The organism is Acidovorax sp. LjRoot129 (genome assembly GCF_964253765.1).
Classification (GTDB): domain Bacteria; phylum Pseudomonadota; class Gammaproteobacteria; order Burkholderiales; family Burkholderiaceae_C; genus Acidovorax.
Genome location: NZ_CAXUSE020000001.1, coordinates 2201132 through 2216039 on the forward strand (window position 1 = coordinate 2201132; position 14908 = coordinate 2216039).

Genomic DNA, 14908 nt, shown 5'->3' on the forward strand with positions numbered 1-14908 from the left:
GCGTTTGTGCCGTTTTTGTGACCGAAGTGTTTCGGGTCTCTGGCGGTCTTTGCGTCTCTGCAGTACGCTACTCGGCTCTCCGGTCTGAATCGACTCCCTCCATGGCCACCATCCTCCCTTCCATTCCAGCCAAGCGGTACTTCACCATCGGTGAGGTTGCGGAGCTGTGCGGTGTAAAGCCCCACGTGCTGCGTTACTGGGAGCAGGAGTTCACCCAATTGCGGCCTATGAAGCGCCGTGGGAACCGGCGCTACTACCAGCACCACGAGGTGCTGATGATTCGCCGGATCCGGGATCTCTTGTACGACCAGGGTTTCACGATCAGCGGCGCCCGTAATCGTCTGCAGGAGTTGGCTCATCCGGCGCGCGATAGCACTGGCAATGACGATGCCGGCGACGCCATGGATTCAGAGCTGCCGAGCATGCTGCTCGATAGCGCACGTGACCTGTCCATCGGCGGGGTAGGGTTCTCTTTCGACTCGAACGCAGTGCGCCAGGAATTATTTGAGATTCGTGCGCTGCTTTCTCCGAACTAGTATTTTTCTGCATATAATCTAAGTCTTGTCGGCGTGTAGCGCAGCCTGGTAGCGCACTTGCATGGGGTGCAAGGGGTCGCGAGTTCGAATCCCGCCACGCCGACCATTGATTGCAAAGGCCCAGAATCGAAAGGTTCTGGGCCTTTTTGCTTGTGTCTGTGAATGACTAAGGTACAGCGCATTGTTTGCTGTCAGCCATAACCGCCATGCGCCACCTCATCAACGCGCCAGGCCGAGGACTCACATGATCGATGGATTAGTCGCGGGACGCCTGTACGGAGACGCCGAACAGCGCACTGACAAAGCCGGGAAGCTCTTCAGTGTCGCCAAGGTGCGTGCGAATACTGCGGAGGGTGAAACCCTGTTCGTGAACGTGATTGCGTTTGATACGGACGTGCGTTCAGCCCTTCACCATCTGCGCGACGGTGACTCAGTCGCTATTGCGGGCAGCTTGGTGCCAAAAGTCTGGACTGACAAGCAGGGCAACACCCGGCCCGCGCTGGACATGGTGGCGCACCGGGTTGTGATGGCGCGCGAGCCAGAACACTGAGCGTCTGCCTGAACGCGGGCGCATGGGCGTTGGCTGCTGCGCTGTGGTGTTCCTCAACCGGGCGCCTTCGGCGCAGGCTGTTCTTGGGTGAACCCCAATTCTTTAAGTTCTTCTTCGCTCAAATGCAGCTCGGTGAGCTCTGGCTGCCTAGCTTCCACCGTGCGCCTCCGCTCGTAGTTGGTGGGTGGGCCCTGTTCTTCCTGCCTGCGATCGTTGCCGCTGCGTCTGTCCGTGGTGGCTCTGCGTTCCGTCATGCTGATGGTCTCGCTTATTAACGTGGTTGCGCACAGGCTACCGGTTCTTTCTGAGGATGTGGGTCATATAGCTGTGGAGAAACGAAAAATTGCACCGGTAACGCGGTAGGGCGTGTGCGGAGCAGCATATCGGGGCCAAAGAAATGCAGCCGCGAGAGGGTTTCTCGCGCCGCCTTTACTGCAACCAGCTGCAGGTAGATCGAGCTATGGAATCGCGGGTGGACCACTCGCCCTAACTTGGTGATGCCCTGCACCGCATTGATGCGATTCCGCAGCCGCGAGGCGTACAACTGTGCAGGCTTAGTGGCGGAGACCTTTTGAGAGCGTTCTACAGCACCGTATCGGCTCGGCATGGATATTGCGATAACACCTGCAGCTCCGCCGGTAAAGCTGCCTGTGGACCGAAAACATCCCTCCGCTAATGATGGCGGAACCCGGGCGAACCACGGCATCGGTGCCGCACGCCTGGCTGTTCCAACCACACCCGTGTTCCGCGGAGGGTGAAGTGCAGTGCCGGCCTCTCAGGTCCGCAATGCACATCATCCTGCTTCGAGCCCTCCAGGCACTCGGGTCATTGCAGGACCACGATCATGAAAATTGTTCTCATCGGCCACGGAATGGTCGGCCACAAGTTCCTCGAAAGCCTGGCCGAGACCGGCATCACCGGTGCCGAAGTCACCGTGTTGTGCGAAGAGCCACGCGCCGCCTACGACCGGGTGCACCTGTCCGCCTTCTTCAGCGGCACTTCGGCCGACGAACTCTCCCTGGTCGAGCCCGGCTTCTTCGATCGCACCGGCTTCACGCTGCGCCTTGCTTCTCGCGCGGCATCGGTGGACCGCCGCATCCGCACCGTGACCACGGCCGATGGCGAGGTGCTGCCCTACGACAAGCTGGTGCTGGCTACCGGCTCCAACCCCTTTGTGCCCCAGGTGCCCGGGCGCGACCGCGACCACTGCTTCGTCTACCGGACCATCGAAGACCTGGAGGCCATGCAGGCCTCGGGCGCCAAGTCGAAGACCGGCGTGGTCGTGGGCGGCGGCCTGCTGGGCCTGGAGTGCGCCAAGGCGCTGCGCGACATGGGCCTCGAAACCCATGTGGTCGAGTTCGCCCCGCGGCTCATGGCCGTGCAGGTAGACGAAGGCGGCGGCCGCGTGCTGCGTGCCAAGATCGAGGAACTGGGCGTGCAGGTGCACACTGGCCGCAACACGCAGGAGATCACCGATGGCGCCCGCGCGCGCCACCGCATGGTCTTTGCCGACGGCACCTGGCTGGAGACCGACATGATCGTGTTCTCCGCCGGCATCCGCCCCCGCGATGACCTGGCCCGCCAGTCCCTGCTGGCCGTGGGCCCGCGCGGTGGCGTGGCCATCGACAGTGCTTGCCGCACAAGCGACCACGACGTGTATGCCATCGGCGAATGCGCGTCGTGGAACGAGCAGACCTTCGGCCTGGTGGCGCCCGGCTACGACATGGCCCGTGTAGCCGCCCGCCACATCGCAGGCGACGCCGACGCCGCCTTTGTCGGCGCGGACATGAGCACCAAGCTCAAGCTCATGGGCGTGGATGTAGCCAGCATCGGCGATGCGCATGCGAAAACGCCGCACAGCCGCACCTGCCAGTACGTGGATGAGCGCCGCCAGATCTACAAGAAGATCGTGATCAGTGAGGACGGCAAACAGCTGCTGGGTGCCGTGCTGATCGGCGATGCCACCGAATACGGCACGCTGTTGCAAATGGCCCTGAACGGCATCGCGCTGCCTGAAGACCCCGAGTTCCTGATCTTCCCGTCCAGCGACGGCAAGGCCAAACCCGGCCTGGGCGTGGAAGCGTTGCCCGATGCAGCGCAGATCTGCTCGTGCAACAACGTCACCAAGGGCGCCATCTGCGCCGCGGTGGGCGAGGGCGCCTGCACCATTGCAGAGATGAAGGCCTGCACCAAGGCGGGTGCCACCTGCGGCGGCTGCGTCCCCCTGGTCACGCAGGTCATGAAGATGGAAATGTCGCGCCGCGGCATGGCCGTGAACAACCACATCTGCGAGCACTTCGCGTATTCGCGCCAGGAGATCTACCACCTGGTGCGGGTGGGCGAGATCAAGAGCTTCGACGACCTGCTGGCCATGCACGGCAAGGGCCTGGGCTGCGACATCTGCAAGCCCGTGGCGGCCAGCGTGTTCGCTTCGTGCTGGAACGAGTTCGTGCTCAAGAAGGAGCTGGCGGGCCTGCAAGACAGCAACGATTACTACCTGGGCAACATCCAGAAAGACGGCACCTATTCGGTGGTGCCGCGCATGCCCGGTGGTGAGGTCACGCCCGACGGGCTTATCGCCGTGGGCCAGGTGGCCAAGAAGTACGGCCTGTACACCAAGGTCACGGGCGGCCAGCGGGTGGACCTGTTCGGTGCGCGCGTCGAGCAACTGCCCACCATCTGGGAGGAGCTGATCGCCGCCGGCTTCGAGTCGGGCCATGCGTATGGCAAGTCGCTGCGCACGGTCAAGAGCTGCGTGGGCTCGACCTGGTGCCGCTACGGTGTGGGCGACAGCGTGGGCCTGGCGGTAGAGCTGGAGCACCGCTACAAGGGCCTGCGCTCGCCGCACAAGATCAAGTTCGGCGTGTCCGGCTGCACACGTGAATGCGCCGAAGCGCAGGGCAAGGACATCGGCATCATCGCCACCGAAAAGGGCTGGAACCTCTACATCTGCGGCAACGGCGGCATGAAGCCGCGCCACGCCGAGCTGTTCGCGTCCGACCTCACCAAGGAAGACCTGGTGCGCATGATCGACCGGGTGCTGATGTTCTACGTGCGCACGGCCGACCGGCTGCAGCGCACCAGCACTTGGCGCGAGAACCTCGAAGGCGGCCTCGGCTACCTCACGGACGTGCTGATCAAGGACAGCCTGGGCCTGTGCGCCGAGCTTGAAGCCCAGATGCAGCATGTGGCGGACACCTACCAGTGCGAATGGAAGACCGCAGTGACCGACCCCGAAACGCGCAAGCGCTTCCGCTCGTTCGTGAACAGCGACAAGGCCGATGAAAACGTGCTGTTCGTGGAGGAGCGCGGCCAGATTCGGCCGGCGACTGCGAACGAACGCTCGCAGGTGACGGCCAAGGTCATTCCCATTGCCCAGGTGGCGTGAGATGCAGCCCTGCGACGCTTTGCCGGCTCGCCAGCGTGAGGAAGACCCTGCGCGGCGGTTCGGACTCGACAGCGGCTGTCGCGCAGCGCAAATCCATAACTGAAAGTAGAACTCTCATGAGCGCACTTCCCATAAGCACTGAAGAAAACCTTGTCTGGACCGACATCTGCGCGGTCGAGGACATCCTGCCCAGCACTGGCGTGTGCGCCTTGGTGGCGAACCGGCATGTGGCAGTTTTCCGTGTCGGAGTGGACCGTTTTTTTGCTATCGATAATGTGGACCCCAAATCGGGCGCCAGCGTTCTCTCGCGGGGGCTGGTGGGTAACATAGGCGATCGTGTCGTTGTCGCCTCACCGCTGTACAAGAACCATTTCGACCTGCGCACCGGCGAGTGCCTGGAAATGCCCGAGCAGTCGGTGCAGGCGCACGGCGTGCGCGTCGACGGAGGCCGTATCAGCGTGGCCGTGGCCTGAACGCTCCACCATGGTGGCGTCCTCCTGTGCGCCATAACCCAGGAACCTTGCATGCTTGACCCGGTTGCGCCACTGTCGGTTTCGAACCTTGTCCTCCGCTCCAAGCAGCTGGAGATCGATGCTGTTCGACATTTGGCCAGCCGCGCGGAGTTGGTGGATGTGGTCGGGCAGCTGATCCAGGGTCTGCAGCGAGAGCGCGGGGCCTCAGGTGTTTACCTGGCGTCCAAGGGGCAGCGCTTTGCAGATGTGCGCCGCAAGATGGTGGATGAGGTGGTGTTGCTGGAATCGCGACTGCGCGCGGTGTTCGCCGAGCATGTTGAACCTGCGCAGGGCGCTACGGCCAAGGCACTGTCGCTGATGGCCTGGGCCCTGCTGGGCATGGAATCCCTCCCGGCGTTGCGTAGCCAGGTAGAGCAACAGGCGATGGTGGCCCACGATTCGGTGGCCGCTTACAGCCACTTGATTGCCGGCTTGATCGAGCTGGTGTTCCATGTGGCAGACGCCGCAGGGCTGCCAAGCGTGTCGCGCTTGTTGGTGGGGTTGCTCCACCTTGTGCAAGCCCAGGAAGAAGCGGGGCAGGAGCGCGCGTTGGGTGCCCTGCTGTTTGCCTCTGGCATCACCAGTGACGCACACCAACAGCGCGTGCTGCACCTGATCGACGCGCAGGAACGCAGCCTGAGGGTATTTGCCGAATTTGCCGATCCTGCCTTGCGTAACCGCTGGGAGCAACAGCAGGTTGCGCCCGGTATTGCCCAACTCGAGCGTCTGCGCCGCACGCTGTGTGTTGCCCGGCCAGGTGCCGTGCTCGACAGCGACCTGAGCGATGTCTGGTTCGATGTGTGCTCTGAGCGCATCGATGCGCTGTGGCATCTGCAGGTCGATTTGGTGAAGCGCCTGCGCGACGACTGCCAGGCGCGCATTGGGGAGGCGCAGCAGGACCTGCAGGATTCCAAGGGTCTTTTGCGAGGTCTGCGCGACAACCCTCCGCAGCGCACCCATGCGGTGGACCGTTTTTTTGATATGGCGCTGGCACCCACGGCCGTGCCCGAGCAGCCTGGCAGCGCCTATGCCGGCGAGGCGGCGTCGCTGCTGGATCTGCTGCAGACCCAGTCGGCTCGCATGGCCAGCATGGAGGCCGAGCTTGATGCGGCCCGCCGCACCCTCAACGAACGCAAGGTCATCGAACGCGCCAAGGGGGTGTTGATGGCACGTCTTGGCATGAACGAAGAAGTGGCCTTCCGCGTGCTGCAAAAGACCTCCATGGACCAGAACCGCCGTTTGCTGGACGTGGCAGAGGCAACGCTGTCTCTGCCCGACCTTGCGGTGGCTCTGCAACAGGGTTTGCGGGTCCCCAAGCCCGGGGAGTGAACCAACTTGGTGCCTCGCTGCACAAGCGCGATGCGCCTGGGCGATGCAGGCACCGAAGCGTGCTCAAAAACGGGCGTGACGTCGCCTACGGCTTCTTTACACCACGGTACAAAACTTGCTCACCCCAGCGGAGTGCCGGGCTAACGGTGGCCTGTTACTTCACCCCTGCAAACTGTGGTTTGCAGGGCCGTGGAAATCGCGCATCCAAGGATAACGGCGTCCCTGTGTCACCCCTCAGACGGGCAATACGCTGGACGCCGTTTTCCTATTTGCGCCCCCTCGCGTCGAGGGCTTGAGGGGGCTGTACTGACCGTCTCCCCAAGGAAATCCCATGGCCTATCTCGCCCCTTCCGAATTCGTGACCAAGATGGTCGATTCCGGCGAATCCAAGCTGCTCATGTCCACCCGGGACACGCTGATCCGCTCCTTCATGGCCGGTGCCATGCTGGCACTCGGTGCCGCCTTCGCTGTCTCCGTTACGGTCAACACCGGCAACGCGTTGCTGGGTGCGATGCTGTTTCCGGGTTGCTTCATCCTGCTCTACCTGCTGGGTTATGACCTGCTGACAGGGGTGTTTACCTTGGCCCCGCTGGCTGTGCTTGACAAGCGCCCCGGCGCCACCTGGGCTGGCGTTTTTCGCAACTGGACCCTGGTGTTCTGCGGCAACTTCGCGGGTGCTTTCATGGTGGCGGTGTTCATGGCCATCATCTTCACCTTCGGATTCAGCGAGGCACCTAACGCAGTCGGCGTGAAAATCGGTCATATCGGCGAGGGCCGCACGGTGGGTTACTCCGCGCACGGTGCCTCCGGGATGCTGACGCTGTTTGTCCGTGGCGTGATGTGCAACTGGATGGTGTCCACCGGCGTGGTGGCAGCCATGATGTCCACCTCGGTGTCAGGCAAGGCCATTGGCATGTGGATCCCCATCGCCCTGTTCTTTTACATGGGCTTCGAGCACAGCATCGTCAACATGTTCCTGTTCCCCTCGGGCCTGCTGCTGGGCGGCAGCTTCACGATCATGGACTACCTGGTCTGGAATGAAATCCCCACGGTGATTGGCAACCTCGTCGGTGGCCTGACTTTTGTGGGTGCCATGCTGTACTCCACCCACTACAAGACCGCGCCCAAGCGCAAGGTGGCCTGAACGCCATGCGCTGCTGGACCGTGCGGTCGGCTGCACCGGCCGGGATAGCGACGGCGCGCAGCCCCCTGCCTGCGTGCACGCCTGCGCTATGAGTTCAAAGACCCTGGGCGTCACGCTCGGCCAGTACTCGCGGGCTGGGCACAAGGGCATCAACCAGGACTTCCACGGTGCCGTGCTGCCGACAGAGCCCCTGCGCAGCACCAAAGGCATTGCCCTGGCGCTCGCAGATGGTATTGGCTCCAGTTCCGTCAGCCAGGAGGCCAGTGCCGCTGCGGTGCGCAGTTTTCTGGACGACTACTACGCCACGTCCGACGCCTGGTCGGTGCGTCGATCGGCACAGCGTGTGCTGGGCGCTACCAACGCCTGGCTGCATGCGCAGACAATGCGCAGTCACGCTCGTTTCGACAAGGACCGTGGCTACGTGTGCACCTTCAGCGCACTGATTCTGAAGGGCCGTGAGGTCCACCTCTTTCATGTGGGCGACGCGCGCATCTACCGGCTGCACCCGCAGTCGCTGGAGCCACTGACCCTGGATCACCGGGTGCACCTGTCCTCCATGGAGTCCTTTCTAGGGCGTGCATTGGGGACCGGCCCCAACGTAGAGATCGACTACAGCAGCCTGCCCGCCGACGCTGGCGCAATCTACGTGCTGGCCACCGACGGTGCGTACCTGCATTTCGACGCGGCCGCCGTGCACGACGCGCTCAACCGGTATCCCACCGACTGGGACGCGGCCGCCCGTGCGCTGGTAGACGGCGCTCAGGCACGCGGGGCGGACGACGACATGACCGTGCAACTGCTGCGGATCGATACCTTGCCTGAAATGCCGCTGCGTAATCTGCAGGCATTGCGTGGGGATCTGGGGATCGCGCCGCTGCTCGCACCACGCGCCCAGTTCGAGGGCTTTCGCATCGTGCGCGAACTGCACGCCAGCGCCCGCAGCCATGTGTACCTTGCCGTGGATGAAGAGACGGAGCAGCAGGTGGTGCTTAAGACGCCATCGACCGAGATGGCCAGCGATGCGCTGCACCTCGACCGTTTTCTGCTCGAAGAGTGGGTGGCCCGGCGCATCCAAAGCCCGCACGTGTTGCGCCCGCATGTGCACGAGCGGCCGCGGCGGCACGTGTACGTCGCCATGGAATTCGTGGAGGGGCAAACACTGGCGCAGTGGATGATCGACCACCCCCGCCCGGACCTCGACACGGTGCGCGGCATCGTTGCGCAGGTGGGCAAGGGGCTGCAGGCGTTTCACGGCAAAGAGATGCTGCACCAGGACTTGCGGCCAGAGAACGTGATGATCGACCGTCAGGGCACGATCCGGATCATCGACTTTGGCTCCACGCGCGTTGCCGGCCTGGAAGAAAACATGCAAGAGGAGCGCGCCGACTTCATTGCCGGAACCTTGCAGTACACGGCCCCCGAGTACTTCGTGGGACAACAGGGCAGTGCGCAGTCCGACCTGTTCTCGCTAGCGGTGTTGGGCTACCAGATGCTGACCGCTCAGCTTCCCTATGGATTGCAGGTTGCGCGCATCCGCTCGGCGCGCGATCTCAAGGCATTGCGATATGTGCCCGTGCGGCATCTGCGGCCTGACATGCCCGAGTGGCTTGATAGCGTGCTCCAGAAAGCGCTGAACCCCGACCCTGCAAGACGGCAGGAGGCGGTGTCAGAGTTTCTGTACGACCTGCATTCGCCCGGGCAGCAGTTTCACCACCGGCGGGCGGTGCCCCTCGTGCAGCGCAATCCGGTGGTCTTTTGGCAGGTGCTGGCTCTGGGCTTGGGCCTGGCGGTGGTGTTGCTACTCAGTGCCCGCGTTTTTGGGGTTTGAGGAGCGCCGACCAAGCGGATTGCCGAAAACGAGGCTTGTTGCGAACGCACACTGGCATTCCAGCGAAGGCCACAAACAAAAAAGCCCTGACTCTTGCGAATCAGGGCTTTCTATCTGGTGCCGGAGAGATGAATCGAACACCCGACCTTCTCATTACGAATGAGCTGCTCTACCGACTGAGCTACACCGGCGTAAGCCTCAAATTATAGCGTGGAATGGTAGCTTGTCACTCGCTCCACCTCATTCTTTGAGCCCAGGATCACGCTCACGCGCTCGTGCAGCTGGGTGGGCTGGATCTCCAGGATGCGCTGCTTGCCGTTGGTGGCGGCGCCGCCGGCCTGCTCCACCAGCCAGCCCATGGGGTTGGCTTCGTACATCAGGCGCAACTTTCCGGGCTTGTTCGGCTCGCGCTTGTCCCAGGGGTACATGAAGATGCCGCCACGGGTCAGGATGCGGTGCACGTCGGCCACCATGGACGCGATCCAGCGCATGTTGAAGTCCTTGCCGCGGGGGCCGTCCTTGCCCTGCAGGCATTCGTCGATGTAGCGCTTCACGGGTTCGTCCCAGTGGCGCATGTTGCTCATGTTGATGGCGAATTCCTTGGTGTCATCGGGAATGCGCACGTTCTCTTCGGTCAGCACGAAGGAGCCTTGCTCGCGGTCGAGCGTGAACATGGCCACGCCGTCGCCCACGGTCAGCACCAGGGTGGTCTGCGGGCCGTAGATGCAGTAGCCGGCGGCCACCTGCGCGGTGCCGGGCTGCAGAAAGTCGCCAGCCTCCACGCCGCGGTCGTCGTCGGGCTTCTTGAGCACGCTGAAAATGGTGCCGATGCTGACGTTCACGTCGATGTTGGAAGAGCCGTCGAGCGGGTCAAACAGCAGCAGGTATTCGCCCTGCGGGTAGCGGTTGGGCACCAGGTAGATGCCGTCCATTTCTTCGGATGCCATGGCCGCCAGGTGGCCGCCCCATTCGTTGGCTTCGATCAGCACTTCGTTAGCGATGATGTCCAGCTTCTTCTGGATTTCGCCCTGCACGTTCTCGCTGGAGGCCGTGCCCAGCACGCCGCCGAGCGCGCCCTTGTTGACGGCCTGGCTGATGCTCTTGCACGAGCGGGCCACCACTTCGAGCAGCAGGCGCAGCTGCGAGGGGATGAGCCCGTCGATGCGTTGCTGCTCGACCAGGTAGCGGGTGAGGGAGATGCGTGAGCTCATCGGTGGGTCGTCCTTGGGGCTTGGGGTTGTATAGAAGGGTTTATTGCGACTGCTCGCGCTCGGTCAGTTCTGCCAGGGTGGCCTCAGTGTCGGCCATCAGGTCTTCATCGCCGCTGGCGTGGGCGATGGCCACGCGTTGCTCGAACAGGCTGCGCGCCAGTGCGCCGTCGCCCGCTTCATGGGCGAGCACGCCCAGCTGGAAAAGCGTGTCCAGCACGATACCGTCGTCATTCAGCGCCTGGCCAAGTGCAAGGCGCTGCGCGAGGTAGCGCTGCGCCTCGGCGTGGTCGCCCATTTCGTAGGCGTTCTGCGCCAGGTTGTTGATGAGGCCCGACAGGCGCACATCGGTGTCGGAGCCAAAACCGTTTTGTGCGTCGGCCAGCAGTTGCCGGTTGTGCGCCAGCGCCTCGCCATAGCGGCCGGCTTCGTGCAGCGCGTAGCCGATCTCCTCGCGGATACCCAGCTTTTGTTCGTGGCTCAGCACGGCGCTTTCGTGGTCGGCCCACTGCGCCGACTGGCGCAGGTGCTCGATGGCGGTGTCGTATTCCTCGGACTGCAGGGCCGATTCGCCAAGGGCGTAGTGCTGCTGATAGCGATCTGTGGGCGTGAGGTCGTCTAACGCTGTGCGGATCGCCAACGCGCGCAAGCCCAGCGGCAGGCCCTCGTCGTCCATCTGGCGCTTGGAGAAAACGACGAACTGCAGCCACAGCAGCTGCGCCAGTTCCGGGGATTCAGCACCCAGGCTTTCGGCCAGTGGCCGCAGCGCAGCCAGGTCAGCGGACATGGCCGAGCCACTGAACATGGCGCCGTCGTCATACACGGTGTCGCGCAGCGAGGCAAATCGCTGCGCAAACCGTTGCGCGGGGCTCAAGGGTGGGGCGGATGCCATGGGGCCCGTGCCCACTCAGTCGGCCAGTGCGCGGGTCACCACCTCGCGCACGTCGTTGGACAAGTCGGGCTTGGCGGCCACGCGCGCGATGGCCTCACGCGCTGCCGTGCGCCAGGGCTCAGCCAGCTTCTTCCAGCGGTCCAGGGCGCGTGCCAGGCGCGCGGCCACCTGCGGGTTGATGGCGTCCAGCTCGATCACCCGGTCGCCCCAGAACACGTAGCCTGCGGCATCCGCGCGGTGGAAGGCGCCCGGGTTGGCGCTGCAGTAACTGAAAATCACGCTGCGCGCGCGGTTGGGGTTCTTCAGGCTGAAGTCCGGGTGCTGCATGAGCTGGCGCACGGCAGGCAACACGTTGCCACCGCGGTCGGGCGCGCCGGCCTGCAGCGCGAACCACTTGTCGATGACGAGTGGCTCATCCTTGAACATGGCATGAAAGCGGGCCAACGCAGGCGCGGCGAGTTCGCTGCCGCTAGCGACCAGGGCGTTCAGCGCGTTGAAGCGGTCCGTCATGTTGCCAGCCACCTTGAAGCGCTGGAACGCCTTACCGGGCCACACCGCATCGCCGTTGCGCTGGGCTGCAATGCACAGCATGTGCAACGCCAGGCCGCTGAGCGCGCGGCGGCCGGCAGAGACCGGGTCGGGGCTGTAGCCGCCGGTGTCCTGGGTCTGCTCCCACACGGTTTCCCAATCGGCTTGCAGCGACACGGCCAGTTGCTCGCGCATGGCTTCGCGCACCGCGTGGATGCGCTGCGGGTCGACCACGGCCAGTTGCTCGGCGATGTAGGTCTCGGACGGCAGGGTGAGCACCAGCTCCTTGAACGCAGCATCGAGCAGCGGGTTGCGCAGCACGGCGAGCATGGCGTCGACAAACTCTGCGGGCAAGATTTTGTGGTCAAAATGGCCGCCAGCGCTTGTCTCTTGGGTACTTTCAGCTATTGAATTAATAGCATTGCAGGCAAATCGCAGCGCGAGGCGCTGGCCAGCTTCCCAGCGGTTGAAGGCGTCGGTGTCGTTGGCCAGCAGGGCCAGCAGCTGCGCGTCGGTGTATTCGATGTCCAGCACCACGGGGGCGCTGAATCCGCGCAGCACGGATGGCACGGGCTCGGCGTCCACGTTGGTGAAGGTGAGCGTCTGCGATGCCTCGGTGAGCACCACCACGCGCGATGTCGGCGCGGTGGCATCGGCAGCGTCCGCAGTGCCTTCGCCTGCCAGGTGCAGGGGCAGGGCGGCGCCGGTAGTGGCGTCGATGAGGCCCAGCTCGACCGGGATCACGAAGGGCAGTTTCTCGCTCTGGCCCGGCGTGGGTCCGCAGCTTTGCGCCAGGGTGAGCGCGTAGCAGCGCGTGGCTGCGTCGTAGCGGCCCGTGGCGCGCACACGCGGCGTGCCGGCCTGGCTGTACCAGCGCTTGAACTGGGGCAGGTGCTGCGCCAGCGGGCTGTTCGGGTTGGCATCGGCAATAGCCTGCACAAAATCGTCGCAGGTCACGGCGTGACCGTCGTGGCGCTCGAAGTACAGCTTCATGCCCTTGGTGAAGCCTTCGCGGCCCACCAGGTTGTGCTGCATGCGCACGACTTCCGCACCCTTTTCGTAGATGGTGACGGTGTAGAAGTTGTTGATCTCGACGTAGCTGTCGGGCCGCACCGGGTGGGCCATGGGGCCCGCGTCTTCGGGGAACTGGGCGGTGCGCAGCACGCGCACGTCTTCGATGCGCTTGACGGCGCGGGCCGACGGGCTGCCCGCCAGGTCCATGCTGAATTCCTGGTCGCGGAAGACGGTGAGGCCTTCTTTCAGCGACAGCTGGAACCAGTCGCGGCAGGTCACGCGGTTGCCCGTCCAGTTGTGGAAGTACTCGTGGCCGACCACGCTTTCGATGTTGGCGAAGTCGGTGTCGGTGGCGGTGGACTCGCTGGCCAGAACGTACTTCGTGTTGAAGATGTTCAGGCCCTTGTTCTCCATGGCGCCCATGTTGAAGTCGCTGGTGGCGACGATCATGAAGCGCTCCAGGTCCAGCGGCAGGCCGAAGCGGGCTTCGTCCCAGGCCACGCTGTACATCAGCGAGTTCATGGCGTGTTCGGTCTTGCCCAGGTCGCCGGGGCGCACGTACACCTGCAGCAAATGGTTGGTGCCCGATCGGCTCTTGATGCGCTGCTCGCGCGCCACCAGCTTGCCCGCCACCAGGGCGAACAGGTAGCAGGGCTTCTTGTGGGGATCAACCCATTTGGCAAAGTGGCGGCCGTCGTCCAGGTCGCCGCTGTCCACCAGGTTGCCGTTGCTGAGCAGCACGGGGTATAGGGCCTTGTCAGCGCGCAGCGTCACGGTGTAGCTGGCCATTACGTCCGGGCGGTCCAGGAAGTAGGTGATGCGCCGGAAGCCCTCGGCCTCGCACTGCGTAAAGAACGTGCCCTGGCTCACATACAGGCCCATGAGCTGCGTGTTCTTGGCAGGGCAGCAAGTGGTGAAGATCTCGAGGGCGAAGGGCTCGTTGCCCTCGGGCAGGTTCTCCAGCACCAGGCGGGAGCCTTCCATCTTGAACGACGTGCCCTGGCCGTTGACCAGCACACGTGCCAGGTTCAAGTCGTCGCCATCCAGCTTGAGCGGCTGTGCGGCCACATCGGGGTTGCGGCGCAGCGTCATGCGGTTGAGCACGCGGGTCTTGCTTGCGTCCAGGTCGAAGGTCAGCTCGACGCTTTCGATCCAGTAGGCGGGGGCGGTGTAGTCCTCGCGGCGGATGGCGGCCGGGTGGGCCGCTGCGTCTCCGCTTCCGTCTGCTTTATGCAGTTGCAACATGGATGCTCTCCAGAAAGTCGGTGTTCATGAGTTCGGTGTAGTCGCGCACGGCAGCCACCACATGGGGCCCCGCCAGTTCGTCTGCACCGTGGGTGCTGCAAATCGCTACGGCACGCATGCCCGCGCGGCGTGCGGCCTCGATGCCAAAAGGGGCGTCTTCAAAAACGATGCAGTGTGCGGGCGCCACGCCAATACGGCGCGCAGCCTCCAGAAAAATCGCAGGCTGGGGCTTGCCAGGCAGGCCCTCGTCGCCGCGCACGATGGCCAGCGGCGCCGGTTGCAGGCCGAGGTGGCCCAGCGCGAACTCCACGTTGCCAATGTCGCCCGCCGTGCCCACCGCCACCTTGAGCCCACGCTCATGCACTTGCGCAGCAAACCGGCGAAAGCCGGCCACTTCGGCAAAACGCGGCGCAAACAGCTCACGGTAGATGGTTTCCTTCTCGTGCGTCAGCGCATCGGCTTCATCTTGCGACACCGCGCGGCCCAGCAGTTCCTCGATGCACTCGGTGCCATTGCGGCCCGTGGTGCGGGCCATGAGGTCGGGCACGTCGATGTGCATGCCGCGGCGGCGGGTGAACTCGACCCAGGCTTGTGCGTGCCAGGGCATGGAGTCGATCATGGTGCCGTCCATGTCGAAGATGATGGCCTCAACGTGCATCACAAACTTTGCTGGATAGAAGACTCAACGATCGCACCCAACGCTTGCTGAGTGGCCAATTCTGAAGCTCCCGCGC

11 protein-coding genes and 2 tRNA genes are annotated in these 14908 nt (G+C 63.9%); 8 read left to right on the forward strand and 5 right to left on the reverse strand.

Annotated features, from left to right (window positions below):
* Positions 1-101 precede the first annotated feature (101 nt).
* From ACSQ3Q_RS10085 to ACSQ3Q_RS10120, 8 genes are all read left to right on the forward strand, one after another.
* The gene (locus tag ACSQ3Q_RS10085; protein ID WP_436134251.1) at positions 102-536 is read left to right on the forward strand and encodes a MerR family transcriptional regulator; all 435 of its coding nucleotides are present in this window, start codon (positions 102-104) and stop codon (positions 534-536) included.
* Between the two features lie 29 nt (positions 537-565).
* Positions 566-642: transfer RNA gene (locus ACSQ3Q_RS10090), tRNA-Pro, on the forward strand.
* A 138-nt stretch (positions 643-780) separates the two neighbouring features.
* Entirely contained in the window at positions 781-1086 is a 306-nt protein-coding gene (locus ACSQ3Q_RS10095) for a single-stranded DNA-binding protein (RefSeq protein ID WP_436134252.1), read from the forward strand.
* Between the two features lie 844 nt (positions 1087-1930).
* Positions 1931-4474, forward strand: coding sequence for a nitrite reductase large subunit NirB (gene nirB, locus ACSQ3Q_RS10100; RefSeq protein WP_436134253.1), 2544 nt, complete (start codon positions 1931-1933; stop codon positions 4472-4474).
* Positions 4475-4590: 116 nt separating this feature from the next.
* Positions 4591-4947 carry a nitrite reductase small subunit NirD gene (gene nirD / locus ACSQ3Q_RS10105; RefSeq protein ID WP_436134254.1) on the forward strand — a complete coding sequence of 119 codons (357 nt, stop codon included), beginning with the start codon at positions 4591-4593 and terminating at the stop codon, positions 4945-4947.
* A gap of 51 nt (positions 4948-4998) precedes the next feature.
* Complete coding sequence (locus tag ACSQ3Q_RS10110) at positions 4999-6315, forward strand: nitrate- and nitrite sensing domain-containing protein (RefSeq protein ID WP_436134255.1); 1317 nt, start codon at positions 4999-5001, stop codon at positions 6313-6315.
* Between the two features lie 331 nt (positions 6316-6646).
* On the forward strand, positions 6647-7459 hold the full coding sequence (locus tag ACSQ3Q_RS10115) for a formate/nitrite transporter family protein (RefSeq protein ID WP_436134256.1): 813 nt from the start codon (positions 6647-6649) through the stop codon (positions 7457-7459).
* An 88-nt stretch (positions 7460-7547) separates the two neighbouring features.
* Positions 7548-9287 carry a protein kinase domain-containing protein gene (locus tag ACSQ3Q_RS10120; RefSeq protein WP_436134257.1) on the forward strand — a complete coding sequence of 580 codons (1740 nt, stop codon included), beginning with the start codon at positions 7548-7550 and terminating at the stop codon, positions 9285-9287.
* Between the two features lie 115 nt (positions 9288-9402).
* Here the strand turns inward: ACSQ3Q_RS10120 and ACSQ3Q_RS10125 are convergent.
* From ACSQ3Q_RS10125 to ACSQ3Q_RS10145, 5 genes are all read right to left on the reverse strand, one after another.
* A tRNA-Thr gene (locus ACSQ3Q_RS10125) sits at positions 9403-9478 on the reverse strand.
* Positions 9479-9490: 12 nt separating this feature from the next.
* Positions 9491-10498 carry a class 1 fructose-bisphosphatase gene (locus ACSQ3Q_RS10130; protein WP_436134258.1) on the reverse strand — a complete coding sequence of 336 codons (1008 nt, stop codon included), beginning with the start codon at positions 10496-10498 and terminating at the stop codon, positions 9491-9493.
* Between the two features lie 40 nt (positions 10499-10538).
* Positions 10539-11387 carry a tetratricopeptide repeat protein gene (locus ACSQ3Q_RS10135; protein ID WP_436134259.1) on the reverse strand — a complete coding sequence of 283 codons (849 nt, stop codon included), beginning with the start codon at positions 11385-11387 and terminating at the stop codon, positions 10539-10541.
* A 15-nt stretch (positions 11388-11402) separates the two neighbouring features.
* Positions 11403-14174: an aminopeptidase N gene (gene pepN, locus ACSQ3Q_RS10140; RefSeq protein WP_436134260.1), complete on the reverse strand. Its 2772-nt coding sequence runs from the start codon at positions 14172-14174 to the stop codon at positions 11403-11405.
* Positions 14158-14832, reverse strand: a complete 675-nt coding sequence (locus ACSQ3Q_RS10145) for an HAD family hydrolase (RefSeq protein WP_436134261.1) — start codon at positions 14830-14832, stop codon at positions 14158-14160. Before ACSQ3Q_RS10145 ends, pepN begins: the two co-directional genes overlap by 17 nt.
* Positions 14833-14908: the final 76 nt, after the last annotated feature.

Excerpts from the sequence above, each read along its gene's own strand:
- ACSQ3Q_RS10085 (WP_436134251.1), top strand. The coding sequence starts at position 102 with ATGGCCACCATCCTCCCTTCCATTCCAGCCAAGCGGTACTTCACCATC.
- ACSQ3Q_RS10095 (WP_436134252.1), top strand. The coding sequence starts at position 781 with ATGATCGATGGATTAGTCGCGGGACGCCTGTACGGAGACGCCGAACAG.
- nirB (WP_436134253.1), top strand. The coding sequence starts at position 1,931 with ATGAAAATTGTTCTCATCGGCCACGGAATGGTCGGCCACAAGTTCCTC.
- nirD (WP_436134254.1), top strand. The coding sequence starts at position 4,591 with ATGAGCGCACTTCCCATAAGCACTGAAGAAAACCTTGTCTGGACCGAC.
- ACSQ3Q_RS10110 (WP_436134255.1), top strand. The coding sequence starts at position 4,999 with ATGCTTGACCCGGTTGCGCCACTGTCGGTTTCGAACCTTGTCCTCCGC.
- ACSQ3Q_RS10115 (WP_436134256.1), top strand. The coding sequence starts at position 6,647 with ATGGCCTATCTCGCCCCTTCCGAATTCGTGACCAAGATGGTCGATTCC.
- ACSQ3Q_RS10120 (WP_436134257.1), top strand. The coding sequence starts at position 7,548 with ATGAGTTCAAAGACCCTGGGCGTCACGCTCGGCCAGTACTCGCGGGCT.
- ACSQ3Q_RS10130 (WP_436134258.1), bottom strand. The coding sequence starts at position 10,498 with ATGAGCTCACGCATCTCCCTCACCCGCTACCTGGTCGAGCAGCAACGC.
- ACSQ3Q_RS10135 (WP_436134259.1), bottom strand. The coding sequence starts at position 11,387 with ATGGCATCCGCCCCACCCTTGAGCCCCGCGCAACGGTTTGCGCAGCGA.
- pepN (WP_436134260.1), bottom strand. The coding sequence starts at position 14,174 with ATGTTGCAACTGCATAAAGCAGACGGAAGCGGAGACGCAGCGGCCCAC.
- ACSQ3Q_RS10145 (WP_436134261.1), bottom strand. The coding sequence starts at position 14,832 with ATGCACGTTGAGGCCATCATCTTCGACATGGACGGCACCATGATCGAC.